The sequence below is a fragment of the Archangium lipolyticum genome (assembly GCF_024623785.1).
Classification (GTDB): domain Bacteria; phylum Myxococcota; class Myxococcia; order Myxococcales; family Myxococcaceae; genus Archangium; species Archangium lipolyticum.
This window is the reverse complement of the sequence record NZ_JANKBZ010000024.1, coordinates 134,907-160,878: the sequence shown is the minus strand read 5'-3', so window position 1 is coordinate 160,878 and position 25,972 is coordinate 134,907. Positions and strand designations below refer to the sequence as shown.

Annotated in this window: 26 protein-coding genes; 15 read left to right on the top strand and 11 right to left on the bottom strand. The window is 69.8% G+C overall.

The features are described from left to right. Positions 1–36 precede the first annotated feature (36 nt). A complete protein-coding gene (locus NR810_RS36950) occupies positions 37–1,188 on the bottom strand; it encodes a Gfo/Idh/MocA family protein (protein WP_257459460.1) in 1,152 nt (383 codons plus the stop codon). Between the two features lie 162 nt (positions 1,189–1,350). On the opposite strand from NR810_RS36950, the gene NR810_RS36945 reads away from it, so the two are divergent. Continuing rightward, the gene (locus NR810_RS36945) at positions 1,351–2,019 is read left to right on the top strand and encodes a DUF6992 family protein (RefSeq protein WP_257459458.1); all 669 of its coding nucleotides are present in this window, start codon (positions 1,351–1,353) and stop codon (positions 2,017–2,019) included. A gap of 63 nt (positions 2,020–2,082) precedes the next feature. Then, positions 2,083–2,913, top strand: coding sequence for an alpha/beta hydrolase (locus NR810_RS36940; protein WP_257459457.1), 831 nt, complete (start codon positions 2,083–2,085; stop codon positions 2,911–2,913). A 9-nt stretch (positions 2,914–2,922) separates the two neighbouring features. Here the strand turns inward: NR810_RS36940 and NR810_RS36935 are convergent, their stop codons facing one another. From NR810_RS36935 to NR810_RS36910, 6 genes are all read right to left on the bottom strand, one after another. Then, positions 2,923–3,384 carry a hypothetical protein gene (locus tag NR810_RS36935; protein WP_257459455.1) on the bottom strand — a complete coding sequence of 154 codons (462 nt, stop codon included), beginning with the start codon at positions 3,382–3,384 and terminating at the stop codon, positions 2,923–2,925. Between the two features lie 143 nt (positions 3,385–3,527). Beyond that, on the bottom strand, positions 3,528–4,256 hold the full coding sequence (locus tag NR810_RS36930; RefSeq protein WP_257459454.1) for a hypothetical protein: 729 nt from the start codon (positions 4,254–4,256) through the stop codon (positions 3,528–3,530). Beyond that, positions 4,253–5,605: a sensor histidine kinase gene (locus NR810_RS36925; protein WP_257459453.1), complete on the bottom strand. Its 1,353-nt coding sequence runs from the start codon at positions 5,603–5,605 to the stop codon at positions 4,253–4,255. Before NR810_RS36925 ends, NR810_RS36930 begins: the two co-directional genes overlap by 4 nt. Continuing rightward, on the bottom strand, positions 5,602–5,916 hold the full coding sequence (locus NR810_RS36920; RefSeq protein ID WP_257459452.1) for a hypothetical protein: 315 nt from the start codon (positions 5,914–5,916) through the stop codon (positions 5,602–5,604). The genes NR810_RS36925 and NR810_RS36920 overlap by 4 nt, the downstream gene beginning before the upstream one ends. A 67-nt stretch (positions 5,917–5,983) precedes the next feature. Then, positions 5,984–6,352 (bottom strand): response regulator, encoded by a 369-nt coding sequence (locus NR810_RS36915; protein ID WP_257459450.1) that lies wholly within the window; start codon positions 6,350–6,352, stop codon positions 5,984–5,986. Then, a complete protein-coding gene (locus tag NR810_RS36910) occupies positions 6,349–7,155 on the bottom strand; it encodes a Dyp-type peroxidase (protein WP_257459448.1) in 807 nt (268 codons plus the stop codon). Before NR810_RS36910 ends, NR810_RS36915 begins: the two co-directional genes overlap by 4 nt. A gap of 394 nt (positions 7,156–7,549) precedes the next feature. Between NR810_RS36910 and NR810_RS36905 the strand changes: the two genes are divergently transcribed. The 3 genes from NR810_RS36905 to NR810_RS36895 all read left to right on the top strand — a co-directional run bounded on the left by NR810_RS36905 (position 7,550) and on the right by NR810_RS36895 (position 9,783). Further along, positions 7,550–7,900, top strand: a complete 351-nt coding sequence (locus NR810_RS36905) for a hypothetical protein (protein WP_257459447.1) — start codon at positions 7,550–7,552, stop codon at positions 7,898–7,900. A 108-nt stretch (positions 7,901–8,008) separates the two neighbouring features. Next, positions 8,009–8,911, top strand: coding sequence for a halocarboxylic acid dehydrogenase DehI family protein (locus NR810_RS36900; protein ID WP_257459445.1), 903 nt, complete (start codon positions 8,009–8,011; stop codon positions 8,909–8,911). Then, complete coding sequence (locus tag NR810_RS36895; protein ID WP_257459444.1) at positions 8,908–9,783, top strand: alpha/beta fold hydrolase; 876 nt, start codon at positions 8,908–8,910, stop codon at positions 9,781–9,783. The genes NR810_RS36900 and NR810_RS36895 overlap by 4 nt, the downstream gene beginning before the upstream one ends. 9 nt (positions 9,784–9,792) lie before the next feature. Here the strand turns inward: NR810_RS36895 and NR810_RS36890 are convergent, their stop codons facing one another. Next, on the bottom strand, positions 9,793–10,497 hold the full coding sequence (locus NR810_RS36890; protein WP_257459443.1) for a site-specific DNA-methyltransferase: 705 nt from the start codon (positions 10,495–10,497) through the stop codon (positions 9,793–9,795). Positions 10,498–10,500: 3 nt separating this feature from the next. Further along, the gene (locus NR810_RS36885; RefSeq protein ID WP_257459440.1) at positions 10,501–11,262 is read right to left on the bottom strand and encodes an SDR family oxidoreductase; all 762 of its coding nucleotides are present in this window, start codon (positions 11,260–11,262) and stop codon (positions 10,501–10,503) included. Positions 11,263–11,341: 79 nt separating this feature from the next. Between NR810_RS36885 and NR810_RS36880 the strand changes: the two genes are divergently transcribed. Further along, positions 11,342–12,712, top strand: coding sequence for a DUF4032 domain-containing protein (locus NR810_RS36880; RefSeq protein WP_257459439.1), 1,371 nt, complete (start codon positions 11,342–11,344; stop codon positions 12,710–12,712). Positions 12,713–12,781: 69 nt separating this feature from the next. Here the strand turns inward: NR810_RS36880 and NR810_RS36875 are convergent, their stop codons facing one another. After that, on the bottom strand, positions 12,782–15,166 hold the full coding sequence (locus tag NR810_RS36875; protein WP_257459438.1) for a glycogen debranching protein: 2,385 nt from the start codon (positions 15,164–15,166) through the stop codon (positions 12,782–12,784). A gap of 290 nt (positions 15,167–15,456) precedes the next feature. On the opposite strand from NR810_RS36875, the gene NR810_RS36870 reads away from it, so the two are divergent. The 8 genes from NR810_RS36870 (at position 15,457) to NR810_RS36835 (ending at position 24,711) form a co-directional block, all read left to right on the top strand. Next, on the top strand, positions 15,457–16,239 hold the full coding sequence (locus NR810_RS36870; protein WP_257459437.1) for an alpha/beta fold hydrolase: 783 nt from the start codon (positions 15,457–15,459) through the stop codon (positions 16,237–16,239). Between the two features lie 15 nt (positions 16,240–16,254). Continuing rightward, positions 16,255–16,677 (top strand): hypothetical protein, encoded by a 423-nt coding sequence (locus NR810_RS36865; protein ID WP_257459435.1) that lies wholly within the window; start codon positions 16,255–16,257, stop codon positions 16,675–16,677. A 69-nt stretch (positions 16,678–16,746) separates the two neighbouring features. Then, entirely contained in the window at positions 16,747–18,636 is a 1,890-nt protein-coding gene (locus NR810_RS36860; RefSeq protein WP_257459433.1) for an AAA family ATPase, read from the top strand. Between the two features lie 92 nt (positions 18,637–18,728). Next, the gene (locus NR810_RS36855) at positions 18,729–19,226 is read left to right on the top strand and encodes a helix-turn-helix domain-containing protein (RefSeq protein WP_257459432.1); all 498 of its coding nucleotides are present in this window, start codon (positions 18,729–18,731) and stop codon (positions 19,224–19,226) included. A gap of 10 nt (positions 19,227–19,236) precedes the next feature. Further along, positions 19,237–19,644, top strand: a complete 408-nt coding sequence (locus NR810_RS36850) for a hypothetical protein (protein ID WP_257459430.1) — start codon at positions 19,237–19,239, stop codon at positions 19,642–19,644. 139 nt (positions 19,645–19,783) lie between these two features. After that, complete coding sequence (locus NR810_RS36845; protein ID WP_257459428.1) at positions 19,784–21,901, top strand: two-component system sensor histidine kinase NtrB; 2,118 nt, start codon at positions 19,784–19,786, stop codon at positions 21,899–21,901. Next, positions 21,891–23,261: a sigma-54-dependent transcriptional regulator gene (locus tag NR810_RS36840; RefSeq protein WP_257459427.1), complete on the top strand. Its 1,371-nt coding sequence runs from the start codon at positions 21,891–21,893 to the stop codon at positions 23,259–23,261. Before NR810_RS36845 ends, NR810_RS36840 begins: the two co-directional genes overlap by 11 nt. A 133-nt stretch (positions 23,262–23,394) precedes the next feature. Next, a complete protein-coding gene (locus tag NR810_RS36835; protein ID WP_257459426.1) occupies positions 23,395–24,711 on the top strand; it encodes an FG-GAP repeat domain-containing protein in 1,317 nt (438 codons plus the stop codon). Between the two features lie 46 nt (positions 24,712–24,757). Here NR810_RS36835 and NR810_RS36830 read toward each other — a convergent pair whose 3' ends face one another. Next, a complete protein-coding gene (locus tag NR810_RS36830; protein ID WP_257459425.1) occupies positions 24,758–25,549 on the bottom strand; it encodes an SIR2 family NAD-dependent protein deacylase in 792 nt (263 codons plus the stop codon). Positions 25,550–25,756: 207 nt separating this feature from the next. On the opposite strand from NR810_RS36830, the gene NR810_RS36825 reads away from it, so the two are divergent. Continuing rightward, positions 25,757–25,969: a hypothetical protein gene (locus tag NR810_RS36825; protein ID WP_257459424.1), complete on the top strand. Its 213-nt coding sequence runs from the start codon at positions 25,757–25,759 to the stop codon at positions 25,967–25,969. The last annotated feature ends 3 nt before the right edge of the window (positions 25,970–25,972 follow it).

Sequence of the window (25,972 nt, the reverse complement as noted above, 5' to 3'; positions counted from 1 at the left end):
CCCTGACTGCAGAAGGAGCGCCGTCGTGGACCGCGCTCACCCGCCGCTGGGCGGCGCGGCGTTGATGGGCTCGGGAGGCTCCACGGGCGGGCGGCGCTGCTCCTGCTCCGCCGTGGGACGCAGCCGCTTCTCGAAGGGCTCCAGCCGCACGGGCCGGCCCGTCTCCGCCGACGTGTAGAGCGCGCGGACGATGCGCACGTCCGCCAGCCCCTCCCAGCCATCGGGCTCCACCTGCCGGTCCTTCAGGATGCAGTCGCTGAAGTAGGAGAGCTCCGGGCCGATCTGGTCGCGCTGGGGCAGGGTGCGCTTCTTCTTCTTGCCCTTCACCTCCAGCTCGAAGGTCATCTTCCCCTTGTACTCGTAGGCGTTGTCCAGGCGGATGCTGCCCTGGGTGCCCACGAGCTGGTAGGTGGCCGTGGGCGCGGCGCCGAAGCTCAGGTTGAACGAGGCCAGCCGATCCTCCGGGAAGCGGAGTACCGCCGACAGGCCCTCCTCCGTCTCCGCGAAGCGCTCATCCTTGCCCTTCGCCTTGAAGGCGAACACCTCCTGCGGCTCCGCGCGGAAGAGGTAGCGCGCCGCGTTGATGCAGTAGACGCCGATGTCCCACACCACCCCTCCACCCGCCTCGCGGTCGATACGGATGTTGGGCCCCTGGATCTGGAAGCTGAACGACGAGCTGAAGAGGCGCGGCTCGCCAATCTTCCCCTTGCGCACCGCCTCCACGGCCTCGAGGTTGGTGGACTCGAAGTGCAGCCGGTAGGCCGTCATCAGCTTGACGTCGCTCTCCTCGGCGGCGCGGATCATCTCCAGGCACTGGTTCTCGTCGAGCGCCAGGGGCTTCTCGCACAGCACATGGGCCCCGGCCCGCGCCGCGCGCACCGCGTACTCGGCATGCTGCGCGTTGGGCAGCGCGATGTAGACCGCGTCCACCTCGGGCAGCGCGAGGCACTCCTCGTACTGGTCATAGGTGTAGACGGGGACCCCGTGGCGCTTGCCCAGCGCGCGGTGCTTCTGGGGGTCGCCGGACACGAGCGCCACCAGCCGCGAGTTCTTCTTCGCGTTCTTGAAGGCGGGGAGGATCGCGTCCTGCGCGAAGTGTCCCAGCCCCACCACCGCGTAGCCAATCTGGCGCGAGCTCTTGCCCGCGCGCTTCGTGGCCTGTCTCCCTGCCTGCTTTCGAGCCGCCATTTTGCCTTCCTCCTGGAAGCCGTCGGGCGGGCAAGCTCCGCATCGCGCGGTGCGCCGACAACCCACCTGTGCCCGCGAGTCGCGCACATGTCGGCGGGACGACGCCCGGCACCGCGAGCCAATGGGCGGAGCCGGGTGCTGGATGCACCGTGACGCGCGCCCATGCGCTCGTTCCGATTGCGTCCCCTGCTGGCCTTCCTGGTGGTGCTCCTGTGTTCCATGGCCGTACCCGCCAGGGCCGCCCCGGAGGCTCCGGTGGCCTCCGAGGACTCCGCCTTCCGGGTACCCGGAGGGAGCCCCGAGCGCGAGCGCTTCCTCCGGGATTTGAACGCGGAGCGCATCGAGATGAACCGGACGGCGGTGTGGCTGCTCACCGGTTGGACGGTGCTCAACCTCGCGGTGGGCACCGTCGTGTACTTCACGGCGGAGGACCCGGTCTGGCGCGGCTTCCACCAGATGAATGCCCTCTTCAACGTGCCCGTGCTGGGGGCGGCCCTCGGCAGCTTCGCCCTGCTGGCCGCGCAGGACCCGGAGCGGTTGGACCTGCGGCAGAGCCTCTTCCGGGGCGGGTTGCTGGAGCGCGGCCTGCTGGTGGGCATCACGCTGGACGTGGCGTCGGGATTGCTCGGCCTGTACCTCCGGGAGCGGGGCCTGCGCGTGGGCTCCGAGCGCCTCGAGGGCTGGGGGCACGCGTTGCTTCTGCAGGGGGCCTTCCTGCTCCTCTTCGATACATCCCTCCTGGTGATGAACATTCGCCATCAGGCGCGGCTGCTGCCGTTGGTGGACCCCTCGGGCCGGGGGGGCGGGGTCGCGTTCGTGGTGCGCCTGTAGACATCACCCACCGGGTGCTGGTCTGCTCCACCGGGGATTGCGGTCCGTTCTGGCGGTGATGACATGAAGGTACCCACCCGCATCATCTGGGCACTCCGGAGGCTCGTGCTCGTCCTGGGTGGAGGAGGTTTCGCGGCGGTGCTTTTCCTGGCGTGCGAGCACGTGCTCATGAAGGAGTCGGCGGACGGAGCTCCGCCGGCCACGAGCTCGAGCGAGAAGTACGAGGTGGGAAGGCTGCTCTCGCGTCCGGGTGCTCCCACGGTGGAGGCTCCGGAGCGGGGCCTGCGGCCGTTGGGGTTTGGCGGTGAGCGGGACGGGCTCCTCTACGTGCCCGAGGGGTACCGGGCGGACCGGCCCGCGCCGTTGCTGGTGATGCTGCACGGCTCGAAGGGCACCGCGCGCGAGGCCCTGGAGCCATGGCTGGAGCTGGCGGACGGGGCGGGTCTCCTCCTGCTCGCGCCGGAGTCCCGCGTCCACACGTGGGACATCGTCCTGCTCGATGGGGGGTATGGGCCAGACGTCACCTTCATCGACCGGGCGCTGGTGTACGTCTTCGAGCGCTACGCGGTGGACCCAAGGCACCTCGTCCTCGCGGGCTTCTCGGACGGGGCGTCGTTCGCGCTGTCCCTGGGGCTCACCAATGGAGACCTGTTCAGCCACGTGGTGGCGTTCTCGCCGGGCTTCGCGGAACCGGCGATGCTGCGCGGCAGGCCGGAGCTGTTCATCTCCCACGGGTCGGAGGACCCGGTGTTGCCCGTCGCGGATTGCGGACGGAGCATCGCCTCGCGGGTGAAGGACGCGGGCTACACGGTGCGCTACCGCGAGTTCGACGGGCCCCACACCGTTCCGTCCGACATCGTCCGCGAGGCGCTGGTCTGGTTCATCACGCCGTGAGGGCCCGTGCTACGTGGGGAAGCCGGCCGCGTCCTCTGGAGAGGTGTACTGGGGTGGAGGAGGCTGGACGCCCTGGCGCTTCCAGGTTCGCGCCCCGGCCACGCACCAGCCGGCGATGAGCACACCCTCGGCGACCGCATCCAGCAGGTACACGGGTGAGATGCGCTGGGGCGAGTAGATGACGTCCACCGCCGCGAGCGACGCGGCGCTGCCCGTGGCCAACAGTTTGAGCTCGGGGCTCACGCGGCGGCGCAGTCCCGCGGCCAGCAGCGTGCCCCCGACGACCGCGATGAGCGCTCCCACCGTCTTCACCAGCCAGCCCTCGAGCTTGGGTCCCGTCACGGCCTCGAAGCTGCGCAGGTGGACGATGGGCCACACGCCCGTGGCGAGATAGAAGGCGCCCTGCGCCACGGCCAGGCCCGAGGTCAGGGGGTCGGCTCGCTCGGGCTTCGGTTCCTCGACGATCTCCATCTGCTCCTCCGCTGCTCTGAGAGGATGAAGATGGGGATGCCCGTGGGAGTACGCCTGCCCGCCTGCTCAGTCTCCGGGGCGGAAATTCTCCTGCCCCTCTCCTCCCTCTCCCAGGGGGAGAGGGAGAGTTGGCGCGGTACGAATCAGTGGGGCTTGTTGAGGATGGGCTCCACAGTGCGCAGCACCGCGTCCAGGCTGCTCAGGGCCGCTCCGCGCACGGTGTCCACCGCCCTCCGCGCCCAGGCCAGCACCTCGTGCTGATCCTCCTCGGGCATGCCGTGGAAGCGCGTGTCCCCCGAGCGGATGTCCTCGGCCACGTGCGCCGCCACGCCCAGGCTCCGCCCCACCTCCACCGCGCGCTCCGCCAGCGCCGTGCCCTCCCACAGCACCTTCAAGTACAGCGCCCACTGCTTCCCCGCGATTCCCTCGGCCACCTGCTCGTAGCGCGGTGCCGTCCACGTGGCGGTGTGCACCTCGAGCACCTGCAGCCCCGCCGCCATCACCATCGCATCCGCCACCTCCGCCAGCACCGGCGCGGGGAGCTCCGTCCAGGCCAGCGTGGCGAAGCACAGCGACTGCAACGCGAACTGCACCCCGGGTCCCACCCGCCAGGGCTCCGCCAGGTACGTGCACTCGCCGTCCGCCAGGTCGTCCGCCAGGTTGGCCGCGCATGCGCAGAAGAACAGGCCCGCCGAGCGCCGCAGCAACACCTCGCGTCCCAGCCCCGCCTCGGCTCCCGCCGCGTACAGCAGCGCCAGCGGCCCGGGCCGTCCCGCCTCCATCGCCACCAGCACGTCCCGCTCGGCCTCTTCCGGCAGCCCGTACCGGCGCAGCTCGCGCAGGGCCTCCCGGAAGACCGCGCCTGCGCTCATCTCAGCTCGCGCGGCAGGAGGATTCGCAACTGCGCCCCCCCACCGGGGCGGTTGTTGCGCTCCAGCGTGCCCCCGCTCGCTCGGATGAGGCACTCGGAGGTGTAGAGCCCCAGCCCCGTGCCGTTCGGCTTGGTGGTGGACAGCCCCTCGATGGGGATCTTCAGTCTCTCCGGCGGGAAGCCCGGGCCATCATCGGCGATGACCAGCTCCAGCCGCCCGCTGTACGGCTCGGAACGCGCGAGGATGTCCACCTTCCCCGCGCCTCGCGCGCCATCCCCCTCGCACGCGTTGAGCACCAGGTTCTCCACCACCCGCCTCAGCGTGGTGATGCCCCCGCGCACCAGCGCGTGCGAGGCCTGCTCCTCCACCTTCACCTGGATGTGCACGTCCGGGAAGCGCCAGCCCACGCTCGTGCGCACCGACTCCAGCACTGGAATGATGTGCACGTTCTCCGGATCACTGCTCACCGAGCGCCGGCCCTTCTGCCGTATCTCCAGCACCATCTCGCGGATGCGCGTGAGGCCCTCGTTGAGCTCGCGCACCAGCTCCTCGAACTCGGCACGCGGCAGCGCGTTCCTCTGCACGCCCATGACGGAGAGGATGTCCGCCGCGGCGCTCGCGCTCATCAGCGCGTTGTTGATGTCGTGGTTGTAGCCGAGGATCTGCACCATCGCCTGCGACAGCCGGCCCACGTCCCGCTCCTGCTGCTCCAGGATGTGGGCCTGCACGGCGGCGCGCAGCTGCTCGGCCTCGGCGCGGGCCTGGTCGTGCTTGAGGGCGAAGGTGCCCGAGTACAGCTCCAGGATGACCGCCAGCGGCCCCATGACGGCGAAGAGGGCCACGTGGGGCTCGTCGCGGGCCATCAGCGACGCCAGCCCCAGCGCCGCCACCGAGCCCAGCGCGAGGAAGGGCTGCGAGGGCGCCACGCGGTGCAGCCTGCCGTGGTAGCCGGTGGTGAAGAGCAGCACCGCCGCGAACACCATGGCTCCCGGCATCGCCGCCAGCGCCATCAACGCCGCCAGGAAGAAATGCAGGGCGGCCGTCCCCAGCAGCACGTACGGCCAGCCCCTGTCCTCGATGTGCTGGCGGCCCCGGTGCATCATCCCGAAGCCGAGGCCCAGCACCAGCGCGGGCAGCAGGCACGCCAGGGCCTTGCCGAAGGGCAGGTCGAAGAAGGGCTTCGCCCCGGGCGCCCACGTCGCCAGCGCCAGCACCGCCGGGATGACCACCGCGGAGCTCAGCCACGCCTGCGGCGTCGAGGCGGCCAGCACCTCCTGGGTGTCCTGCGAGCGTACCCAGCGCTTGAAGGACTCTTGGACGATGCGGCGCCAGCGCGTGGGAAGGGTCATAGGGTCGCTGTCAGATAGAAGCCCGCCGCCTTGTTGATGGTATTGGCTTCCTTGCCCACCTGGTCCACGCGGCGGTTCAGCTCGTTGACGATGTCCGGATTGCCCCGGTGCACCACCTTCACCTCCACCGTGCCGCCGGCCAGCACCTGGTGGATGGCCTCCAGCACCGGCATCACCTCGGGGCTGATCTCCAGGGCGCCGTCGGCTCCCTCCACGGCGCCCAGCTCCTGGATGCGCATCAGGTACTCCCCGAGCGAGGAGGCCACGTTCAATCCCACCACGCGAGGACCACGGATGTCGTTGTAACTCATTGTTGCGTCCCTTCCGCCGGCTGGATGGCCGGACTGTTGTCTGCATGAAGCGGGAGGTGGAGGCGTGTTACGGACTTTCTTGGGTTGGACGTGGAGCGCGCAGCAGTGCCTCCAGCTCCCGGCGGCCGAAGGGCTTGGCCTGGAACCACTGCAAGCCAGGCTGCTCGACGAAGTCGGGAGGGCAGTGCGTGCCGGAGATGAGCACGCGGCGCGCCTGGGGGACGTGTGTCTCCGCCCAGCGCAGGAACTCGGTGCCGCGCTCGCCGGGCTCCAGGTGCTGCGCGGCGAGGATGATGTCCACGGCCGGGTCCGCCTGGAGGGCGGCGCGGGCCTCGGCGGCGGAGGTGGGGCAGCGCACCTCGTGCCCGAGCACCCGCAGGGTGCGCTCCAGCGCGCGCGAGACCCGGGTATCCAGGTCCAGGACGAGCACCCTCATGGGACGCCCCCCCCTGGCGCGGCGGAGTGGAACCAGTTGAGCGGAGGCGCGAGGTACACGCCTCCGCTCACGGCGGTGGCGTAGCGGAGCATCGCGTCCGGTGTCTGTCCCCCCGCGCCCAGCAGGGCGTCGAGCGAGCGCCGGTAGGCGTCCGGGTCCGCCGCGGCGGCCATGAAGACGAGCCCCTCCTCGCCCGCGTGCCGGAAGGGAAAGCCGCGGCGGATGAGGAGCTGGTTCTCCCCGGCGCCCGCCGCGCGGGCCCGGAGGATGTGGGCCTCGGCGGGCGGATCCACGACGAGCTCTCCGTCATGGGTGCGGCCCACCACGCGCTCCTGGGCCTGCGGCTTGAGGTGGCTGAAGAGGTCCAGGTCCTGCTGGAAGCGCAGGTAGAGGAGCCACGAGGCACCCGCCATGGCACCCGAGGGGATGAGCGCGGTGGCGCGCACCTGCTCGGGGGTGGGGCGCAGCAGGCCGTCGCGGAAGCCGAAGGCGTCGCGCCCCTCGCCGATGCGGCCGCCGAGCACCTCCTCCTCGAGGGAGAGCACCGCCTGGGAGAGCGCGAGGACACGCCGCAGGGACCACAGCAGGCGCTCGCGCTCCTCCGCGCTCACCTGGACGAGCACGTGGGCCTGGGTGGAAGGGAAGCGGGCCGTGGGGCCCTGGCGAGGCAGCAGCGCGGGTGGGGCCGGAGGGGCCTCGCGCAGCAGCGAGGACTCCAGGCCGAGCACCACGTGCAGGCCGCTGGCCGCGCTCAGCTCGGCGTGGATGGACGAGACCACCTCGCGCAAGTGTGGTAGGGCCATGTTCCGGCTGAGCCGGAGAACGGCGATGCCACTGTACGCGCCAGGCGAATGGAAGAGGCCTTCCTGCGGTTGCATCGCTGTATCCCCCCATCCGCGCTCCAGGGCTTTGGAACGCGGGTGTCCGTGTGCGCGGAAGCGTTTCGCTCACCGTGCGTGCATGTGAAGGAGAACCCGGCGGGTCATGTGAAGTCAAACGGGGCCGGGGCGGGATTCCGGCTTCCGTGGCGCACCCGTCAGGAGGGGTGTACCCGAGGGCAGGGACGCGTTCTCGAGGAAACCCTTCACCGCCGGGCCGAAGTGCTAAGGTGGCTTCAAGTATTTCCCTCTCGCCTCATGCCCGTATGTCTTTGGCGGCGGGAGGGGTGGACAGCGCTCTCGAGAGAAGGATTGTGTCATGAAGAACGTGGAGGGACCGGCATTGCCCGTTGAGCTCGATCGAAGGCTGAAGGTGGGCGTCGCTCGTCTCAAGGAAGTGCGGCAGAGCATGGAGGAGCTGAGCCGGATCGCCGATGCGATCGGACCCCTGCTCGGGGTGGGTGGGGGACGGAAGCGTGGCAAGGCCACTTCCGGTTCCTTTCCGGCGGTGAGGGCCCAGGAGGCGGCGCGTCCCGCCGCGGCCACGCCCCCGCCGGCCAAGAACACCCGGACCGCGCCGAGCAGCGCGCCCGCCGAGGACGAGGTCCCGGAGTGGCGCAAGGTGTTCCCGGCGCTGTCCGCCAACGTTCCTCCGAAGCGCTCGAAGTAGCCCGGCAGGACGTGCTTCCAGGGGAGGGCCGGGGCACCGGTCCTCCCTCCGCCCGCCGCTGCCTCCCATGGATGCGCGCCCCATCTTCCGACCGGAGGAGGTGCGTCCATGGCCGGACCGAAGCAGGTGAGCGAGCGCGAGGCCCACGGGGACGTGGAGCGGGTGCTGCACGAGATGCGGCGGACGCTGCGGGTGACGGGGTTGGACGTGACGGTGCGCACGTGGGCGCGCTTCGAACGCTTCCTGGTCGGCATGTGGGAGGCGATGGGGCCGAACGCGGAGACGCGGGCCTTCGAGTCGGCGGCGGACGAGGTGCGCGCGTGGGCGGTGGACGCGGCGGAGCGCCAGGGTCCGCTGGGCGCCTGGGACGCGGTGACGCTGGGCGAGAGCCAGCGCTACCACCTGCGCGGGGCGCTGGAGCTGTACCACTACCTCGATCCGAAGATGTTGGTGTTCACCTCGGCGGTGCAGCTGGCGCTGCGGGACGAGCCCGTGGGCACGTTGCAGCCGCTGGGGAGCGCGGAGCGCATCGAGCGGGGCGCTCCGGCGCGGATGATGGCGATGGAGTGGGTGCCGGAGCCGGTGGAAGACGCGCGGCTGCGCGGCCTCTTCAAGGACATCCAGGAGACGGTGGGGCCGCCCTCGCTGCCGGGGGATTTCCGGGGGCTGGGGCTGTGGCCGGAGTATCTGGAGGCGGCATGGGCGCGGCTGAAGCCGAGGATGAAGGGCGAGGAGTGGGCCCGCGCCAGTGACGCGCTGCTGGCCCTGTCGCGGCGGCTGGCGCGGAGCCTGCCGTACGAGGTGGCGCTGTCCAGGGAGCGCCTGGAGGTGCTGCACGAGGACGCGGAGGTCATCCATCGGATGACGGCCCAGTTCGAGTGGAGGCTGCCCGTGCTGGTGCTCGCGATGGCGACGCTGGTGTGTGACGTGAGGGACGTGGAGCGGCGGCTGCCCTTCCCGGCCGAGGCGCGGCTGGTGCCGGACTTCGTGGTGGCGGGGGAGCTGCGATGAACTGGCGCGAATACCAGGCGAGACAGCGGGTGGTGGAGCTGGGCTCGCGCTTCATCAGCTACGTGGACGAGGGGCGGGGCGCGCCGCTGGTGCTGCTGCACGGGATTCCCACGTGGGGCTTCCTGTGGAGCGGGTTGCTGCCGGCGCTGTCGATGACGCACCGGGTGCTGATTCCGGACCTGCTGGGGTACGGGTTCTCGGACCGGCGGGACGACTTCGATCGCTCCATCGCGCGGCAGGCGGAGGCGCTGGATGCGTGGATGGACCGGCTGGGGGTGACGGACGCCATCCTCGTGGGGCACGACATCGGCGGAGGCGTGGCGCAGCACCTGGCGGTCCGGTTCCCCCGGCGGGTGTCGAGGCTCTGCCTGATGAACAGCATCTGCTTCGACTCGTGGCCCACCGAGTGGATGATGCAGCTGGGGCACCCGAGCGTGGCGAGGCGGCTGTCAGCGCGCGCGGTGCAGCGGGTGTTGAGGATGGCGCTGAAGCGGACGGGGTTCGCGACGGTCCCGCCGCAGGGCGTGCTGGAGGGGCTGCTGGCACCGTACGAGACGGAGGTGGGGAAGGTCTCCCTGGTGCGCGACGCGGCGGCGCTGAACACGAACCTGACGATGGAACTGGTGCCGAGGCTGGGTCACATGGCGGTGCCCACGCGGGTGATCTGGGGCGTGGACGACGTCTATCAGCCGGTGAAGTGGGGCGAGCGGCTGGCGTGGGAGATACCGGGCGCGAGGCTGGTCCGGGTGGCGAACGCGAGGCACTACGTCATGTGGGACCAGCCGCACGCGGTGATGACGGCGCTGTACGAGTTCCTCGGCATGGAGGAACGGCCGCGGCTGGAGGGGGTCGTGGAAGGGCCGTTGATTTGAGCGGCCCCCTCAAGACTCCGCGTCCGGGCCCTCCTCGTCCGAGGGGCCTTCGTCGCCGAACGGAAACCTGAGCGCCCGGGCCTTCTTCGCCCGCTTGCGGCTGAGCTCGACGCCCACGGCATCCAGTCCCAGCGAGTTGGCGACGGCGAGCACGGAGCCGTGGCCGCAGAACGGGTCCACGATGGTGCGGGTGGACGTGTTCTCCAGCACGAAGCGGCAGGCGACGAGACACGCCTGCACGCCCATGCCCCGGGTCCACGTCACCTCGCCGGCCTGGGGGAGCACATCGGCCGTGGACTTCGAGAGGTCCAGGCGCAGGCCTCGCGAGAAGCACAGCATGTGCGAGTACGCGGGCCGCCCGAAGGTGATGTTGCCCGGCGGCGCGCGGCACACCACCTTGTGCCACAGCAGCGAGTGGCCGGACTGCTCCGCGGCCTTCTGGACGAGGTAACCCTTGTCGACCCACGTCCCGTCCTTCTTGACGTCGGTCTGGTAGAAGATGGTGACGCCGTCGTCGGGGCAGCGCGAGAGGACGAGCGAGGCGGTGCGGACGAACCACTCCTTCCACCCGGCCAGGGTGAGCGAGGGGAACTCGGACATGTCCGGCATCGAGGTGATGAGCGAGCACCCCTCGAGCACGCCCCGCGCCTCCAGCCACGCGAGTGCATCCTCGCAGTGGACCGTCCGCTGACCCTGGGGAGGATGGCGCTCCACGCTCTAGCGCCGCTTGATGTTGAAGGGGCCGAAGCCCTGGTCGGCGGGCATGACCTCGACGACGTTGATGTTCACGCGGGCGGGGCGGGTGACACACCACGCGACGATGTCCGCGATGTCCTCCGACGTGAGCGCCTCCATGCCCTGGTAGACCTTGCGCGCCCGCTCCTCGTCTCCCCTGAAGCGGACGAGGGAGAAGTCGGTCTCCACCATGCCGGGCTGCACGTCGGTGACGCGCACGCGCGTGCCCGCGAGGTCGGCCTTCAGGTTCTGCGAGAACTGGTGCACGAAGGCCTTGGTCGCGCCGTAGACGTTGCCGCCGGGGTAGGGGTAGGTGGCGGCCACGGAGCCGAGGTTCACGATGTGCCCGCGGTTGCGCTTCACCATCCCGGGCAGCAGCGTGTGCGTCACGTAGAGCAGGCCCTTGCAGTTGGTGTCCACCATCGCTTCCCAGTCATCCAGCGACATCTGATGGGCGGGGTCCTGCCCCAGGGCCAGGCCCGCGTTGTTGACGAGGATGTCCACCTCGCCGAACCCGGCGGGCAGGGCGGCGAGCGAGGACTCGACGTCCTTGCGCGAGCGCACGTCCAGCACCAGCGGGTGGGCGGGCGTCTGGAGCTTCGCCGCCAGCTTCTCGAGCCGCTCGCCCCGGCGCCCCGCCAGCACCAGCTTCGCTCCCGCCTGGGAGAGCGCGAGCGCACACGCCTCGCCAATGCCCGAACCGGCCCCGGTGACGAGGGCCGTCCATCCCTGAATGTTTTCCATGGGACGCGGATTCTAATGATGTGTCCGGGGAGTGCACGTGTTCAATCGGAAGGGTCCACACGGAGTAGGATGGCGGTCCATGACCTCGTCTCATGGGCTCACCGCGCTGCACCTCCGCCAGGGCCACCCGGACTTCCTGGACCTGCCGTGGCACCTGCCACTGGGGGATTGGAACCCCAAGGTGTGCTCGCGCCTGGTGGAGGTCCCCCGCGGCCTCTCCCGGCACACCGTCGTCTTCGTCAGCTACGGCACGGACATCTACGCGCTCAAGGAGCTGCCCGTGCCCGTGGGGCAGCGTGAGTACGACGTGCTGCGAGGGCTGGAGGACCGGCGGCTGCCGGCGGTGACGGCGGTGGGGTTCGCGCGGATGCGCATGCCGGGCGAGCCCAAGGAAGAGACGGGCGTGCTGCTCACCCAGTACCTGCCCTCGTCGCTGCCCTACCGCGTGCTCTTCATGAACAAGGGCCTGGAGCGCTACCGCGAGCGGTTGCTGGACGCGATGGCCAGCCTGCTGGTGCGCCTGCACCTGGGCGGCTTCTATTGGGGTGACTGCTCCCTGTCCAACGTGCTCTTCCGCCGCGACGCGGGCGAGCTCCAGGCCTACGCGGTGGACGCGGAGACCTCGGAGCTGCACGCGAAGCTCTCGGACGGCCAGCGCAACCTGGACCTGATGATCATGGAGGAGAACGTCACCGGGGGGCTCGCGGACCTGGCGGCGATGGTGGAGCTGCCCCGGACGCTCGACGTGTACGAGACGGCCCGCAGCATCCGCCAGCGCTACGAGCGGCTCTGGGCGGAGACGCACAAGGAGATCTCCATCGCGCCGAGCGAGAGCTACCGCATCCACGAGCGCATCCGCGCGCTCAACGAGCTGGGCTTCTCGGTGAGCGAGGTGGACCTGGTGGCCAGCGGCGACGGGAGCCAGCTGCGGATGCGGACCATCGTGACGGACCGCGAGTACCACCGGCACCAGCTGCACAACCTGACGGGCCTGGTGGCCGAGGAGCGGCAGGCGGCGCTCATCCTCAACGAGATTCGCGAGGTGAAGGCCACGCTGACGCGCGAGCTGAACCGGAGCGTGCCGCTGAGCGTGGCGGCGTTCCGCTGGATGGATGACCGCTTCCGGCCGACGATGAGCCAGCTGGAGCGGGAGCTCGGGCCGGCGATCGACGAGGCTGAAATCTACTGCCAGGTGCTGGAGCACAAGTGGTTCCTGTCCGAGCGGGCGAAGCGGGATGTGGGCCTCAAGGTGGCGGTGAAGGGGTACGTGGCGCTGCGCCGCGAGCAGCCGGCCCTCGCGCTCCTGCGCTCCGCGAGCGCCCCGCTGCCCACCGTGGTCACCGAAGCCGCGGTGTCCCCGGATGCCACGGCGGAGGCCGCGGGCGAGGACGACGGGGACGAGGAGGCCCCTGCCTCCCAGGTGGCCGTCCCCGCTCCCTCGGGGCGGTGATGAAACACCACGGGGCGCGGCCCTCACTGGCACCGCGCCCCGCGATGAACGGCTCCGTGTCTCGGTGCGCTACTTCGCGATCAGCACGATGAGGCCGCGGCCGCACACGGTGTAGTTGGTGTTCTCGCCGCCGATGAGCACCTCGGTGCCGGGGGTGGCCACCTGGTTGGCGCCCTCGGCCCAGTTGCAGGTGTCCGTCACGCGGTACCACTGCTTGCCGGTGAAGGGCCAGGGCAGCTTGAAGTCCACCGCGCCGCTCCAGCCGTTGTATGCCACGTAGATGGCAGCGGCCGAGTCACCGAGCTCGGTGCCGTCGATGCGGAAGGCGAGCGCGTGGTTCTCGCTGTTGCCCATGTACGCGGTGTCGGCCACGGCGCCGCTCGGCTGGAACCAGCGCATCTGCTCCATCACGTTGCCGTTGTTGTCCACGCCGCTGAAGAAGTTGGCCGGACGCAGCGCCGGATGCGCCTTGCGGAAGGCGATGAGCCGCTGGGCGAACGTCTTGAAGTTCGTCTGGTCCGTGGTCAGCGCGTAGTTGAGCCAGTTGGCGCTCGAGTCCAGGTTGTACGCGTTGTTGTTGCAGTACTGGGTGCGGAGGAACTCGTCGCCGCCGTTGAACATCGGCGTGCCGGCGCTCAGCATCAGGAAGGCGAAGCCGTTGCGCGCCGCCCTGCGCTGGTCCGCGGCCAATCCTCCCTGGTCCCAGCTGACGTTGTGGTCCTCGCCACCATCCGACGGGCCGTACGGCCACGGCTGGAGGTTGTTCTTGCTGTTGCAGCTGTAGAGGTCCTTCAGGGTGAAGCCGTCGTGGGCCACCATGAAGTTGATGGAGTTGAACGGCTTGCGGCCATCATCCCCGTACAGGTCCGAGGAGCCCGCGAAGCGCGTGGCCAGGGTACCCGGCGTCACCGCCGACACGCCCATCTCGTTCTGGTCCCTGCGGAAGGTGTCGCGGTAGTACCCGTTCCACTCGGACCAGCCGCTGGGGAAGTTGCCCACCTGGTAGCTGTTGCCACCAATGGCCCACGGCTCGGCGATGAGGTCCGCGCCGGTGCCGCCAGTGGCCGGACGCGGCGACAGGTTGTTCCAGACCGCGTTGAGCGCCGTCCCGGGGTTCGTCTTGTCGTAGTTGAAGCAGCCGTGCTGGCACGTGTTGCCCAGCACCGAGGCCAGGTCGAAGCGGAACCCGTCCACCCCCAGCTCGTCCTTCCAGTACTTCAGCGAGTGGAGGATGACGTTCTGCGCCGTGGGGTTGAAGGTGTTGAAGTTGCCGCCCACGCCCGTGTTGTCCCAGCTGTTCTGCATGTCGCTGGTCAGGCTGTAGTACGTGGGGTTGTCCAGGCCACGGAAGGTGAAGACGTTGTACGTGTTCTTGTCCGTGGAGCTCCACGCGCCGCCCTCACCGGTGTGGTTGTAGACCACGTCGATGAAGACCTTGATGCCGTTGTCGTGGAAGGCCTTGACCATCTCCTTGAACTCGCGCGTGGGGCCGCCCGGCGACTTGTCGGAGGAGTAGCGGCGGTCCGGCGAGAAGAAGTTGAGGGTCATGTACCCCCAGTAGTTGTCGTCCTGGGTGGTGTTGGCGACGACGTCGTTGTCGTCGTTGTCCGTTTCCTGCACCGGGAGGAACTCCACCGCGGTGACGCCCAGGGCCGCCAGCGACGCGGCCTTCAGGCCCGCGCCCTTGTAGGTGCCCTGGTAGGCGGCGGCGATGCTCGAGTCGCCCTTGGTGAGGCCGCGCACGTGCACCTCGTAGATGACGTCATCCTTGAGGGCGCGCGTGGGCTTGGTGCCGTAGCTGGTGGTATCCGGCGCCAGGACGATGCCCTTGGGCGCCTTGGCTCCGCTGTCCACCTTCCGGTAGGTAGGGCCGGAGGCGTAGATGGTGCCGTCCGTGTTGCTGGCGTTGGTCGGGTCGTGGCTGATCTCCAGCGCGTAGGGGTCGATCAGCAGCTTGTTCGGGTTGAAGCGGTTGCCCTGCGCGTCGACGTCGGCGACGAAGCCCAGGTCGGAGCCCTTGGTCCAGCTGCTGTTGTACGTCCAGTTGGGACCCCAGGCGCGGTAGCCGTAGTACACCGTGCCGGTGATGCCGTAGGTCGTCTGGAGCGTGGAGACGGGCACCGTCTTCGTCCACACGTTGGTGGTCGCGTTCTTCGTCAGGACGTACTTCACCTTCTCCTGAGCGCCATAGGCCGTGCTGTAGATGTAGACCTCGATGCGGGTGGCGCGCGAGGAGTAGACGTTGAAGGTGATGTTGCTCTTCGTCGCGTCGTACTGGGCACCGAGCGTCCAGGAGATGGCGCCCTGCTGCGTATCACCCACCTCCTCCTGACCGCCCTCGAGGGGAAGGACCTCGGCCTCCTGGGCCGGGCCGCAGGAGAGGATCGGAGTGGCGAGCAGGCTCGCCGCGAGCAGGGAACGCCACGGGTGGCGGCTTCCGGTTGGACGCTTCATGGAGGGACTCCCAGCGCGGTAGGTCAGGGGACGGTCGACACGGCGGGCCCGCGCCTGCCCGTCTGTCTTTCCTTCCAGCACCTCTTTGACCCGACAGTCAATCCGGCTCTCCCCGCCATCACACGGCTCGTTCGTGCCGCATCGTGTCGAGGGGGCTCCCTGTGTCCGGAGCGACAGTTTCTTCCGATGACGCACTACAGCGCAGAGGGGTACTTCGTTTAGGATCCCCTCTTCCGCTGTTCCTCGCCGCGACTCCCCCACGCGGAATGCCCCCTTGAGGAGACCTTCACATGCCGACTGTTGCTTCCAGCGATCAGACGCCCATCCACTACCGCGTCATCGGAGATGGTCCACGCAACGTGTTGCTCGTGCACGGGTGGATGATGTCGGGCGTGGTGTTCGATGACATGGTGGGGAAGCTGGACACCACGGGCCTGCGGCTGGTGATTCCGGACCTGCGCGGCTCGGGGAAGTCCGGGGCGCCCGCTGGAGGCTATACGCTCGAGCAGCACGTGCGCGACGTGCTGGCCGTGGCCGACGACGCGGGGCTCAAGCGCTTCACCGTGGTGGGCCACAGCATGGGCGGGCAGCTCGCCCAGTGGATCGCCTCCCAGGAGCCCTCGCGCGTGGAGGGCCTGGTGCTGCTGTGCACGGTGCCGGCCTCGGGCATGCAGTTGCCGCCGGAGGCGGTGGGATTGTTCCGCACCTCGGCGAATGACCGGGAGAAGCAGAAGACCATCCTCGGGCTGGCGTGCAAGCAGCTCCCGGAGGCGGCGCTGGAGCGGCTGCTGAAGGACGCGGGCGCGGTGGCGAAGGGCTCCATCGAGGGCAGCTTCGACGCGTGGACGGGCGGTGGCTTCGAGGCGAAGCTGGCCTCCATCACCGCGCCCACGCTGGTGGTGGCCACGGATGACCCGTTCCTGCCGCCGGCCTTCCTGCGTGAGAAGGTGGCCAACCCCATCAAGGGCGCGCGCCTGGCGTACCTGCCGGGCCCGGGGCACTACCCGGCGGTGGAACGGCCCGTGGAGACGGCCGCACTTCTCACGTCCTTCCTGGCTGGCCTGGGGCGGTAGTACGGAGGCATCACCATGGCTTGGAAGATGTCCTTCGACTACGACGAGCGGAACGACGTCGTCACGGCGACCTTCGAGGACTGCATCCTCAACAACGCGCTGGACGTGGCGCGCTGGCGCACCGAGGTGGAGAGTTACCTGTCGCGCTATCCGTCCAAGGTGGACCTGCTCATCAACCTGGACGGGTTGGTGGTGAAGTACACGGCGGGCCGGGTCTTCGGGCGCGAGCGCTCGGAGGTGCTGGCGCGCTACACCCTGCGCTCCTTCCGCTATGGCGGCGACGAGATGACGAAGATGTTCGTCAGCACCAGCGGCACCATCAACGGCGCGGCGGTGAACGTCTACAAGACGCGCGACGACGCCCTGGCGGCGCTGCTGGCGGACCGCAAGGCCGAGGCGGAGGGACGGCCCTCCCTGGCGGGCAAGCGCGCGGGGTGAGCCGGAGCCGGCCCCCCCGTCGTCCGGGACGGGGTTGACGCCCAGGTGTGAGACGCCAGTAATGGCGGGGTGATCAACCAGATCCTCATCCCCGCCGGCCGCGCGAGCTCCCTGGGGCTCCGACCGCCGAATGAGCCCCTTCGGGGTCTGTCCCAACTCGTCGTCCTGGCTGGGCCGAACGGGGCTGGCAAGACGCGGTACTTGAAGCTCCTGGAGCAGGAGGTCGAGCGCTACCTGACCGCCGTCAAGGGGCGGGCGACATTGAGATGGGTGTTTCCGCGTCTGGACGAGGTCCTGGAGCTGGAGACCAAGGAGCAGCTCGAGGACTGGTGGAGGGTCCCGGAGAACAAGGCGAGCGCCGACAGTTCTCACGTGGAGAAAGCCACCACGACGCTGTGGCGGCAGAAGCAGGAGTTCAACCACCTCCGCTTCACCCAGGATCCTTCTCAAGTGGTGTGGCTCCGCTATTCGCTGAGCTCACCGGGGCATCCGGACCAGATGTCGCCAGGTGTCGTGGACAGGGTCGTGGAAGCCAACAAGAAGGGGGGCATCCAGACCGCTTCCGAGAGCATGCACGCCTACTTCGACGAGGTCGCGCGAGCGCTCTACAACGCCGATCACCCTTCCTTGAAGGGCACTCCCGAAGTGGAGGCGCAGAGGCAGGATGCCCTGGCGTTCAATCGCCTCCTGAAGAGCCTTCTCGGCATCGAGATCCAGCCCGGGTTGAGCTCCACGTCCCGGGTGTTCGCCGAGGTCCGTGGGCGCCGCTTCGACCCCGGGGAGCTGTCGGATGGGGAGATGGTCCTGATCACCTGGGCGATCCTCCTCCACCGGCAGCATCAGTGGCTGGAAGGCTCCATCCTGCTCATCGACGAGCCGGAGAACCACCTGCACCCGGATGTGTGCATCCGGGCCATCGAGTCCCTGCGCAGGGACGTCCTGGGTGAGCACGGGCAGATCTTCCTGGCCACCCACTCCGTGCCGCTGCTCGCCCATTGCGGCCTGGATTCCATCTACTTCGTCGACGAGGGACGCATCGAGTACGCGGGCAGGAAGCTCGATGCGCTCATCGACCGGCTCCTCGGGGGGAAGCAGGGGCGTGAGCGGCTGTACACCTTCATTGGCGAAACGGAGCAGAGGCTCTTCTACTCCTTCGCCGCGCAGTGCTTGTTGCCGCCGGGGGTCGCGGAGGCGCGGGAGGGAGATCCCCAGCAGAAGCAGTTCCTGCGGTTGATGAAGTCCCGCAAGGCGGCTGGCAGGTCGCTGAGGGTGCTCGACCATGGCGCTGGCAAGGGGCGGCTGGCCCTGGAGCTCGCGGAGGCCTTCCGCCAGAGCGGGAGCACGGAGCGGCCCATCGAGTACTTCGTCTTCAACGACCAGCATTACTGCGCGCCCGAGGATGAGCGGGCCTGCCGCGCGGCGCTCTCCAGGCTCCATCCGGGGACGGAGACGAGTCACTACTTCGAGCGCTTCGAGGCCATCCAGGTGGGGCCGAGCCAGAAGATGGACGTCGTGCTGATGTGCAACGTCCTCCACGAGATTCCCATCCAGGAATGGCGGCGCCTGTTCCACAAGCTGGCGGACATCCTGTCCGAGGACGGCCTCCTGTTGCTCATGGAGGACAGCCACCCGCCCATCGGGGAGCTCCCGAATCCGACGGGGTTCCTCCTGCTCGACGGGCTCTCCGCACAGGCGCTCTTCCACAGCAATGACGGGGTGCGAGTCATCGATCGGGACAAGGGCGGCCGGTTGATCGCCCTGGAGATCGATCAGCGCGTGCTGAGGAATGTCTCCAAGGACAGTCTGGAGCGCGCGCTGGGGAAGATCCGGGACTGCGCGCTGGAGGAGATCAAGCACCTGCGCGGCTCCGGGGATGAGCGCTCCGCGTATGACCGGGGGCGTCTGCACGCGCACTACACGATGCTCTACACGAACGCCTGCCTGGCGCTGGAGGCGTAGACCCTACTTACAACGGCGGGCGTCGAAAAAGTGACCGGTAAAATAGGATGTGGGTTGACTTGACGTCCAGGGTCGCTAGGGTTGGGACCACCATGCCAAGTCACCTTCCTCCCAAGGTCCGCGCACGGTTGGCCCGGGCCATCCGGGAGACCCTTCGCACCGCCCGCGAGAGCGCGGCGCTCACCCAGGAGGAGATGGCTCGGCGGCTCGGCCTGGGCTCCTCCACCTATGGCCGGCTCGAGCGTGGCACCCTGTCTCCCGGGCTCCCCACCCTGCGGCAGCTCAGCCAGGTGCTGTGCCTCTCCCTGGACGCGCTGCTCGGCCCCGAGTGCGCGGCGGCCGTGGAGCGGGCCTCCAGGCCTCCTCGCCGGCGGCGCCCGGCGCGCTCGGGTGCTCCTCGTGCCCGTGCCTCGCGAGGACACGCCTCTCCGCGTCAGGTCCTCCCCGTGCCTCCCCAGGTGTACCCCGTCATGCGGCGGGACTCGTGGGAGCTGCTGGCGGCGGCTCCGAGCCTTCCGGTGACGGAGGTCGTTCCGCTCCTCCTCGTGCGGAGGGGCACGCCGCTGGCGCTCGTGGTGGACGTGGGGTGAGATGCTTCCCATGAGCCAGCGGCTCTCGACCCGACGGTTCCTGTACTGCCTCCTCCAGGGGGATGACTTCTCCCCGTCGCTCGCCGAGGCACGCACGGGGCTCGTCCTGCTGGACAAGAACGAGCCCGGCGAGGTGGCGCCTTCGGGACGGTACGAGGGCAAGCCCCTGCCGTACGGGAGCGCGATGCTGGTGCTGCTCGACGACGACCTGGAGCCGGGTGTCTCCGCCCTAGAGCCGCTGCGGACGTTGAAGGAGCGGCTCCCGGAGTTTCGCGCGGTGGGCGCCAACGAGATGTCGCTCTACCTGGTCGTGGCCTACGAGAAGCAGTGCAACTTCGAGCTCAGCCCCGAGGAACTGGTGGCCCTCTCCTCGCTGGGTCTGCCCCTTGGGGTGTCCTGCCATCCCGTGGCGACGTAGTCCTCAGGGGGGTGGTCGGACAGTCAGACCAGTTGCTCGGCAACGCGCGCCTGCCCCCCGGACGACCGGGGAGTATGGGAAGGTGAAACCCGCCCAACCGGGTTCGAGGGCACGGGCTACACTGTCCCGCCGGACCCCCATGAACCGCCAGGCCGTCGCCTCCGTGCTCCTGTTGTGCATCGCGCTCGCGAGCGTGGTGGTGGGCGTCGTCTACCTCATCCGCCGAGACCGCGCGGCCCTGGTGGACCAGTTCGCCGCGGACCGCAAGGCCCAGGTGGAGGCCGCCGCACGCGAGGTGGCCGATGCGCTCGACGACGCGGCCGATGACCTCCGCTTCGCCGGCGAGCTCCTCTCCCGGCCTGGCTCCGTCACCGAGCACCGCCGTGAGCTGCTCGCCCTCCTGGAAGTGGTGGGGCAGTACAAGGCCATCATCGTGCTCGACTCCACGGGAGCGCAGCGCTTCGCCATCATGGACCGGCGCGCCGGCCCGGCCGTCACGCGAGGGGCCGTGGGCACCGTCCTCACGGAGACGGCCCGCGAGGCCCTCACCCGGACGCCCGGGGACATCTACACCTCGCCCCCCGTGGCCGCCGCGCCCGGAGGTTGGTTCCGCGTCTTCGCCACCGCCTACGCGCCCTCCGAGGACGGGCCCGGCGGCGTCGTCGCCGTGCTGGTGGACACCGAGCCCTTCTTCGCTCCCCTGCGGCTCATCGCCACGGAGCCCGAGGCGCGGCTGCTGCTCATCGGCGCGCGCGGCGTGCCCACCTCGGTGAGTGATGCCAACCTCACCGAGTGGCACAAGCGGCTGGCGACGGAGGCGGGCAGCATCCCCGCCTTCGCGTCGCTCGTGCGGCACATGGAGGCGGGTGAGCGCGGCACCATCCGCATCCCCGAGGGCGAAGCGGCCCTGCTGGGTCTGGGCGCGGCGGATGCCATCGCGGCCTACGTCCCCATCCGCATGCGCGGCGGCGCCCACTGGGCCGTGGCCACGCTCACCACCACCGCCGAGCTGCGCGCCCACGAGCGCGGCGTCATCCTCCGGGTGGCGCTCGGTGCCTCGCTGGTGGCCTTCTTCCTCGTCGTCTTCGGCGCCTACGTCATCATCGCCTCGCGCCGCGCCGTCGCCCTCCAGGAGAGCCGCCGTCACGCGGACCGGCTCGCCCACCTGCACGAGAAGACGCAGAAGATTCTCGACAACATCCCCACCGGCGTCCTCGCCCTGTCCGACACCGGGCGCATCACCGCCGTCAACCAGGCCCTGCGCGAGCGGCTGCCTCCCACCGCCGTGGGCGCCTCGCTCCCCGAGGCCTTCCCCAACGCACCCGCCGCCATGGTGGATCGGCTCGCCGCGCTGGTGGAGGGCGCGTGCTCCGCCGAGCGCGTCCTCAGCCTCCACGGCGAGCCGCTTCCCCTCTTCGGCGAGGCGGGCCAGTACCGCATCCACGCCGTGCCCCTGGAGCGGCACGACCCCGAGGTGCGCGTGCTGCTCGTGGTGGAGGACCTGAGCAACCTCCACGCGCTCGAGTCGCAGCTGCTGCGCGCGGAGAAGCTGGCCACGGTGGGCATCCTCGCCGCCGGGATTGCCCACGAGATTGGCACGCCGCTGGGCGTGGTGCGCGGCCGCGCCGAGTACGTGCAGGGCAAGCTGGGCGCGCAGCACCCGCAGGCCGCGGGCATGCAGGTCATCATCGAGCAGATAGACAGGGTGAGCCGCACCATCCGCCAGCTGCTGGACTTCTCGCGGGTGCAGCCGGTGGCGGTGAAGGGCGTGGCGCTCGGGCCGCTATTGCGGGGCGCGCAGGAGCTGCTGCACGGCGAGGCCGAGCGGCGCAAGGTGAAGGTGGAGGTGGAGGTGCCCGAGGGCCTGCCCGCCCTGTCGGCGGACCCGGACCAGCTGCAGCAGGTGGTGCTCAACCTGGCCCTCAACGCGTGCGATGCGTGCGAGCCCGGGGGCACGGTGCGCATCGCCGCCCACCTGGAGGCGCCGGGAGAGGCGGGGGTCTGGAGCGGAGTGCGGGTGACGGTGCGGGACGACGGGTGCGGCATTCCTCCGGAGAGCCTCAACCGCGTCTTCGACCCGTTCTTCACCACGAAGAAGCGCGGCCAGGGCACGGGGCTGGGGCTGACGATGGTGGCTCAGATCGTCCGCAACCACGGGGGCCGCATCGAGCTGGAGAGCGAGCCCGGCCAGGGCACGTGCGTGACGCTGTGGTGGCCCGCCACGCCCGCGCCGAGCGAGGAGCGACATGCCGTCTGAGGGACGAGTGCTGGTGGTGGATGACCACGTGGAGATGGCGCGGCTGCTGGCCGACCACCTCACGGACGCGGGCTACACGGTGGACGTGGCCACCAGCGGCCAGGAGGCCCTCTCCGTGGTGAGCGGGCGCGTCCTGGACGCCGTGGTGTGCGACCTGCGCATGGAGCAGGTGGACGGCTTCGACGTGCTGGCCGCGGTGCGCAAGGTGGACCCCCTGCTGCCGGTGCTCATCATGACGGCCTTCGGCGGGGTGGAGAACGCCGTGGAGGCCATGCGGCGCGGGGCCACGCACTACTTCACCAAGCCCTTCCGGTTGGACGAGGTGCTGCTGTACGTGCAGCGCGCCATCGCCGAGCGGCGGCTGCGCGAGGAGAACCGGGCGCTGCGCCAGGCCGTGGGAGACCGCTCGGCCTACGCGGCCCTGGTGGGCCGCAGCGCTCCCATGCGCACGTTGTACGAGCTCGTCGAGCGCGTGGCGCACTCGCCCGCGCCGGTGCTGGTGCGCGGCGAGAGCGGCTCGGGCAAGGAGCTGGTGGCCAGGGCGCTGCACTTCGAGGGCCCTCGCAAGGCCGGCCCCTTCGTGGCGGTGAACTGCACGGCCATCCCCAACGCGCTGCTGGAGAGCGAGCTCTTCGGCCACGTGAAGGGCAGCTTCACCGGCGCCACCACGCCCCGGCGCGGCCTCTTCCTGGAGGCGGACGGCGGCACGCTCTTCCTCGACGAGATTGGCGACATGGCGCCCGAGCTCCAGGCCAAGCTCCTGCGCGTTCTGGAGGATGGCGAGGTGCGCGCGGTGGGCGCGGATGCCTCGCGCAAGGTGGACGTGCGCGTGGTGGCGGCCACGCACCAGGAGCTCGAGGCGCGCGTGCGCGAGGGCCGCTTCCGGCAGGATCTCTTCTACCGGCTCAACGTGGTGCCGCTGCACGTGCCGTCCCTGCGCGAGCGCCGCGAGGACATCCCCCTCCTGGTGGAGCACTTCGTCGCCCAGTCGCGCAAGCGCAACCCCCGCGCGCGCCTCACCGGCTTCACCCCCGAGGCCCTCGCCGCGCTCGCCACCGCGCCGTGGCCCGGCAACGTCCGCGAGCTGGAGAACCTCGTCGAGCGCCTCGCCGTGGTGACGGTGCAGGAGCTGGTGGACCTGCCCACGCTCCAACTCCACGCGCCCGGTGTGACGGCGGATACCCATCCGCTGTCACGGGCCCAGGCCCGGCTCGTGCCGTTGCGGCAGCTCGAAGGGGAGTACATCGCCTACGTGGTGGCGCAATGCGGTGGCAACAAGACGAAGGCAGCGGAAATCCTCGGCATCGACGTCTCCACCATCCACCGCCGCGAGCGCGAGCGGAGTGGAAACGGCTCGTAGCTCCCGGTGCGGTGGGTACACTGCGCGCCTCCCTTCTCTCGGAGGTGCAAGCACCATGTCCCCTGTAAGAACCGCTGTTCCCCGAGGGTCATCCGCCAGATCCTCCATTCGCCTTCTCTGTGCGCTGAGCGCCGTGCTCGTGCTGGCCAGTGGCTGCGAGGAGGAAGGCGGAAGGCTCCCCGACGACTACGTGGGCCCCTCCAACCCCCTTCCGCCGGGGAAGGCCGATCAGAAGGATGGGGGCACTCCGCTCAAGGATGGGGGCGTGGTGCTCAGCGATGGGGGACTCCTCGACGGCAAGCCCACGTGTGAGGCGGGTTCCACCTCGTGCGCGGGGGCCTGCTCGGATGGAGGCATCATCTGCGCGGGCAACTGCGGCTTCCTGGCTCCGGTGACGTACCGCCTGTCCAGCAGCAGCGGGCCGAAGAACATCGCGCCCGGTGACATCAACCGCGATGGCTACGATGACCTCGTCACCTCGAGCGGGACGACGGACTCGGTGTCCCTCCTGCTCAACCGTCAGAATGGCTTCTTCCAGACGCCCACGGTGATGACGACCGGCAAGACTCCCTCGGCCCTGGCGCTCGCGGATCTCGACGCGGATCAGCGGCTGGACCTCGCCGTCGCCAACAATGGCGACTCCTCCCTCTGGGTGTACAGGGGCGATGGGGCGGGCGGCTTCCAGCGGATGGGCTCCTTCCCGGCCAGGCAGGACATCACCGACATGGTGGTGGGACCCTTCTCCGCGACAGGCCAGGGCATCGCCCTCGTCCACAACGCCTACGACAAGGTCTCCGTGTACGGGGTGAATGGCGACGCCACACTCGGGGCGAAAGCCGAATACGCGGCGCCCACGGGTCCGAAGTCGGCGGCGGTCGCGGACTTCAACCGGGATGGCAAGCTGGACATCGCCGTCACCCACTCGGCCAACTGCGGGTCGGAGAACGTCTGCAAGTCCGTGGGCGTGCTGTTGAACAAGGGCGATGGCACCTTCCAGGACCAGCTCTTCGTCCCCGTTGGAGACTATCCTGCACACGCTCTCGAGGTGACGGACCTCAACCTCGACCTCATCCCGGACCTGGTGGTCACCACCGAAGGGGGCTTCGGCGGCGAGGTGAGCGCGCTTCTCGGCAGGGGAGATGGCACCTTCCACAACAAAACGCGGCCCGGCCCTGCTGTAGGAAACGGGGCGAACTGGATGACCCTCGCGGACATCAACCGCGATGGCGTTCAGGACGTGCTGGTGGCCTTTGGCGGGGACAACAGGTTGGGTCTGTACCTGGGCCGCTCGGACGGCTCCCTGGCGTGGCCGCCGGTAAGTCTGTACCCGCAGCCGCAGGGCGGTTGGCTCCAGGGGCTCACCGCATCGGACTTCGACAAGGACGGTTTCAAGGACGTGGCCGTCCTCACCGGGACCGGTGTGCAGATGCTCTGGGGCATCTGCCGCTAGCGGGGCGCTTCTCCGGGCCGGGGCCAGACCGCCTCGGCCCGGCGCCTCAGTGGCGGCCGTTCCCGGAGGCCTGGGTGTCCTCGCCCAGCAGTTGCTTCACCCGCTCGACGACCGGGGGCAGCACCTCGCCGATGCCCGCTTCGATGCGCAGGTGGGCCAGCTCGTCGAAGGGCGTCTCGCCCCGGTTGAGGAGGATGAGCCGGGCGCCCATCTCCAGCGCGACGCGCGGCATCTCGTTGGCCGGCGACACCACCAGCGACGAGCCGATCGCGAAGAACACGTCGGACTGCTCGGACTCCGCGAAGGACCTTTCGATCTCCTTCGCGGGCAGGGGGTCCCCGAAGTTCACCACCGAGGAGATGATGCGGCCCTTGCACATGGGGCAGCGCGGCTGGCCCTTCATGGGAGGCTGCGTGCGGTAGCCCTCGCCCCAGACCCGCCGGTCCCAGCCCACCTGGCCGAGGCTGAAGCGGCTGTCGCAGCCCAGGCAGCGCATCAGCTTGCCGTTGCCGTGCAGCTCCGCGAGCTTGTCCGCCGGGAAGCCGGACTCCAGGTGCAGGTTGTCCACGTTCTGCGAGATGAGGAAGTGGATCTTTCCCATCCGCTCCAGCTCGACGAGCGAGTGGTGCGCGACGTTGGGGCGGATCTGCGAGGCGGGCTTGCCCCATCTGGGCGGAGGCAGGCCGGCGTCGCGGCGCGTCCAGACGCCGTCGGGACCGCGGAAGTCGGGCAGGCCCGAGTCGGTGCTGATGCCCGCGCCGGTGAAGGCCACCGCGTGCTGGCTGGCCGCGAGCCACTCGGCGGCCTGTTCGATCTGTCGTTTCAGCTTGGCGCTCATGCTCGTTCCCTGCTGGCCATCACGAGGGCCAGACTTGTTCCAACCCTCCGCGCCGCGCGGGCCATCCCCCCACGACGCGGGACGCGCGAGGAGCGGGCGGGTGGGGGAGCGGTGGGGCGCCCGGGTTGTCCATCCCTCCCCTGGAGCCGACCTTTGCCTGTGATGACCCGGCTCCAACACAGGAGCCCCGGCAGGAAGGAGTCAGCCATGGCGGATCCACGGAAGGAATCCGAGAGCAAGAAGGTGGGGCAGGGCTCGGAGCAGACCCAGGGCGGGCAGCGCGAGGGCGCGAGCGAGCAGTCCGGCGAGCAGAGCGGTCTGCCAGAGCACCGCGACATGGGCGTGCGGCGCGACCTGGGCGAGGGGGACATCGACAACCCCGGCGAGCGCCTCGGGACGCCCAACGAGTTCCAGCCCTGAGCC

What these genes read in the sequence shown, in the direction of transcription:
- NR810_RS36840 (WP_257459427.1), top strand. Translation starts at nt 21,891, where the DNA reads ATGCCGTCTGAGGGACGAGTGCTGGTGGTGGATGACCACGTGGAGATG.
- NR810_RS36950 (WP_257459460.1), bottom strand. Translation starts at nt 1,188, where the DNA reads ATGGCGGCTCGAAAGCAGGCAGGGAGACAGGCCACGAAGCGCGCGGGC.
- NR810_RS36830 (WP_257459425.1), bottom strand. Translation starts at nt 25,549, where the DNA reads ATGAGCGCCAAGCTGAAACGACAGATCGAACAGGCCGCCGAGTGGCTC.
- NR810_RS36900 (WP_257459445.1), top strand. Translation starts at nt 8,009, where the DNA reads ATGGCCGGACCGAAGCAGGTGAGCGAGCGCGAGGCCCACGGGGACGTG.
- NR810_RS36875 (WP_257459438.1), bottom strand. Translation starts at nt 15,166, where the DNA reads ATGAAGCGTCCAACCGGAAGCCGCCACCCGTGGCGTTCCCTGCTCGCG.
- NR810_RS36825 (WP_257459424.1), top strand. Translation starts at nt 25,757, where the DNA reads ATGGCGGATCCACGGAAGGAATCCGAGAGCAAGAAGGTGGGGCAGGGC.
- NR810_RS36935 (WP_257459455.1), bottom strand. Translation starts at nt 3,384, where the DNA reads ATGGAGATCGTCGAGGAACCGAAGCCCGAGCGAGCCGACCCCCTGACC.
- NR810_RS36850 (WP_257459430.1), top strand. Translation starts at nt 19,237, where the DNA reads ATGAGCCAGCGGCTCTCGACCCGACGGTTCCTGTACTGCCTCCTCCAG.
- NR810_RS36845 (WP_257459428.1), top strand. Translation starts at nt 19,784, where the DNA reads ATGAACCGCCAGGCCGTCGCCTCCGTGCTCCTGTTGTGCATCGCGCTC.
- NR810_RS36865 (WP_257459435.1), top strand. Translation starts at nt 16,255, where the DNA reads ATGGCTTGGAAGATGTCCTTCGACTACGACGAGCGGAACGACGTCGTC.
- NR810_RS36920 (WP_257459452.1), bottom strand. Translation starts at nt 5,916, where the DNA reads ATGAGTTACAACGACATCCGTGGTCCTCGCGTGGTGGGATTGAACGTG.
- NR810_RS36945 (WP_257459458.1), top strand. Translation starts at nt 1,351, where the DNA reads ATGCGCTCGTTCCGATTGCGTCCCCTGCTGGCCTTCCTGGTGGTGCTC.
- NR810_RS36895 (WP_257459444.1), top strand. Translation starts at nt 8,908, where the DNA reads ATGAACTGGCGCGAATACCAGGCGAGACAGCGGGTGGTGGAGCTGGGC.
- NR810_RS36925 (WP_257459453.1), bottom strand. Translation starts at nt 5,605, where the DNA reads ATGACCCTTCCCACGCGCTGGCGCCGCATCGTCCAAGAGTCCTTCAAG.
- NR810_RS36940 (WP_257459457.1), top strand. Translation starts at nt 2,083, where the DNA reads ATGAAGGTACCCACCCGCATCATCTGGGCACTCCGGAGGCTCGTGCTC.
- NR810_RS36880 (WP_257459439.1), top strand. Translation starts at nt 11,342, where the DNA reads ATGACCTCGTCTCATGGGCTCACCGCGCTGCACCTCCGCCAGGGCCAC.
- NR810_RS36885 (WP_257459440.1), bottom strand. Translation starts at nt 11,262, where the DNA reads ATGGAAAACATTCAGGGATGGACGGCCCTCGTCACCGGGGCCGGTTCG.
- NR810_RS36915 (WP_257459450.1), bottom strand. Translation starts at nt 6,352, where the DNA reads ATGAGGGTGCTCGTCCTGGACCTGGATACCCGGGTCTCGCGCGCGCTG.
- NR810_RS36910 (WP_257459448.1), bottom strand. Translation starts at nt 7,155, where the DNA reads ATGGCCCTACCACACTTGCGCGAGGTGGTCTCGTCCATCCACGCCGAG.
- NR810_RS36930 (WP_257459454.1), bottom strand. Translation starts at nt 4,256, where the DNA reads ATGAGCGCAGGCGCGGTCTTCCGGGAGGCCCTGCGCGAGCTGCGCCGG.
- NR810_RS36905 (WP_257459447.1), top strand. Translation starts at nt 7,550, where the DNA reads ATGAAGAACGTGGAGGGACCGGCATTGCCCGTTGAGCTCGATCGAAGG.
- NR810_RS36855 (WP_257459432.1), top strand. Translation starts at nt 18,729, where the DNA reads ATGCCAAGTCACCTTCCTCCCAAGGTCCGCGCACGGTTGGCCCGGGCC.
- NR810_RS36870 (WP_257459437.1), top strand. Translation starts at nt 15,457, where the DNA reads ATGCCGACTGTTGCTTCCAGCGATCAGACGCCCATCCACTACCGCGTC.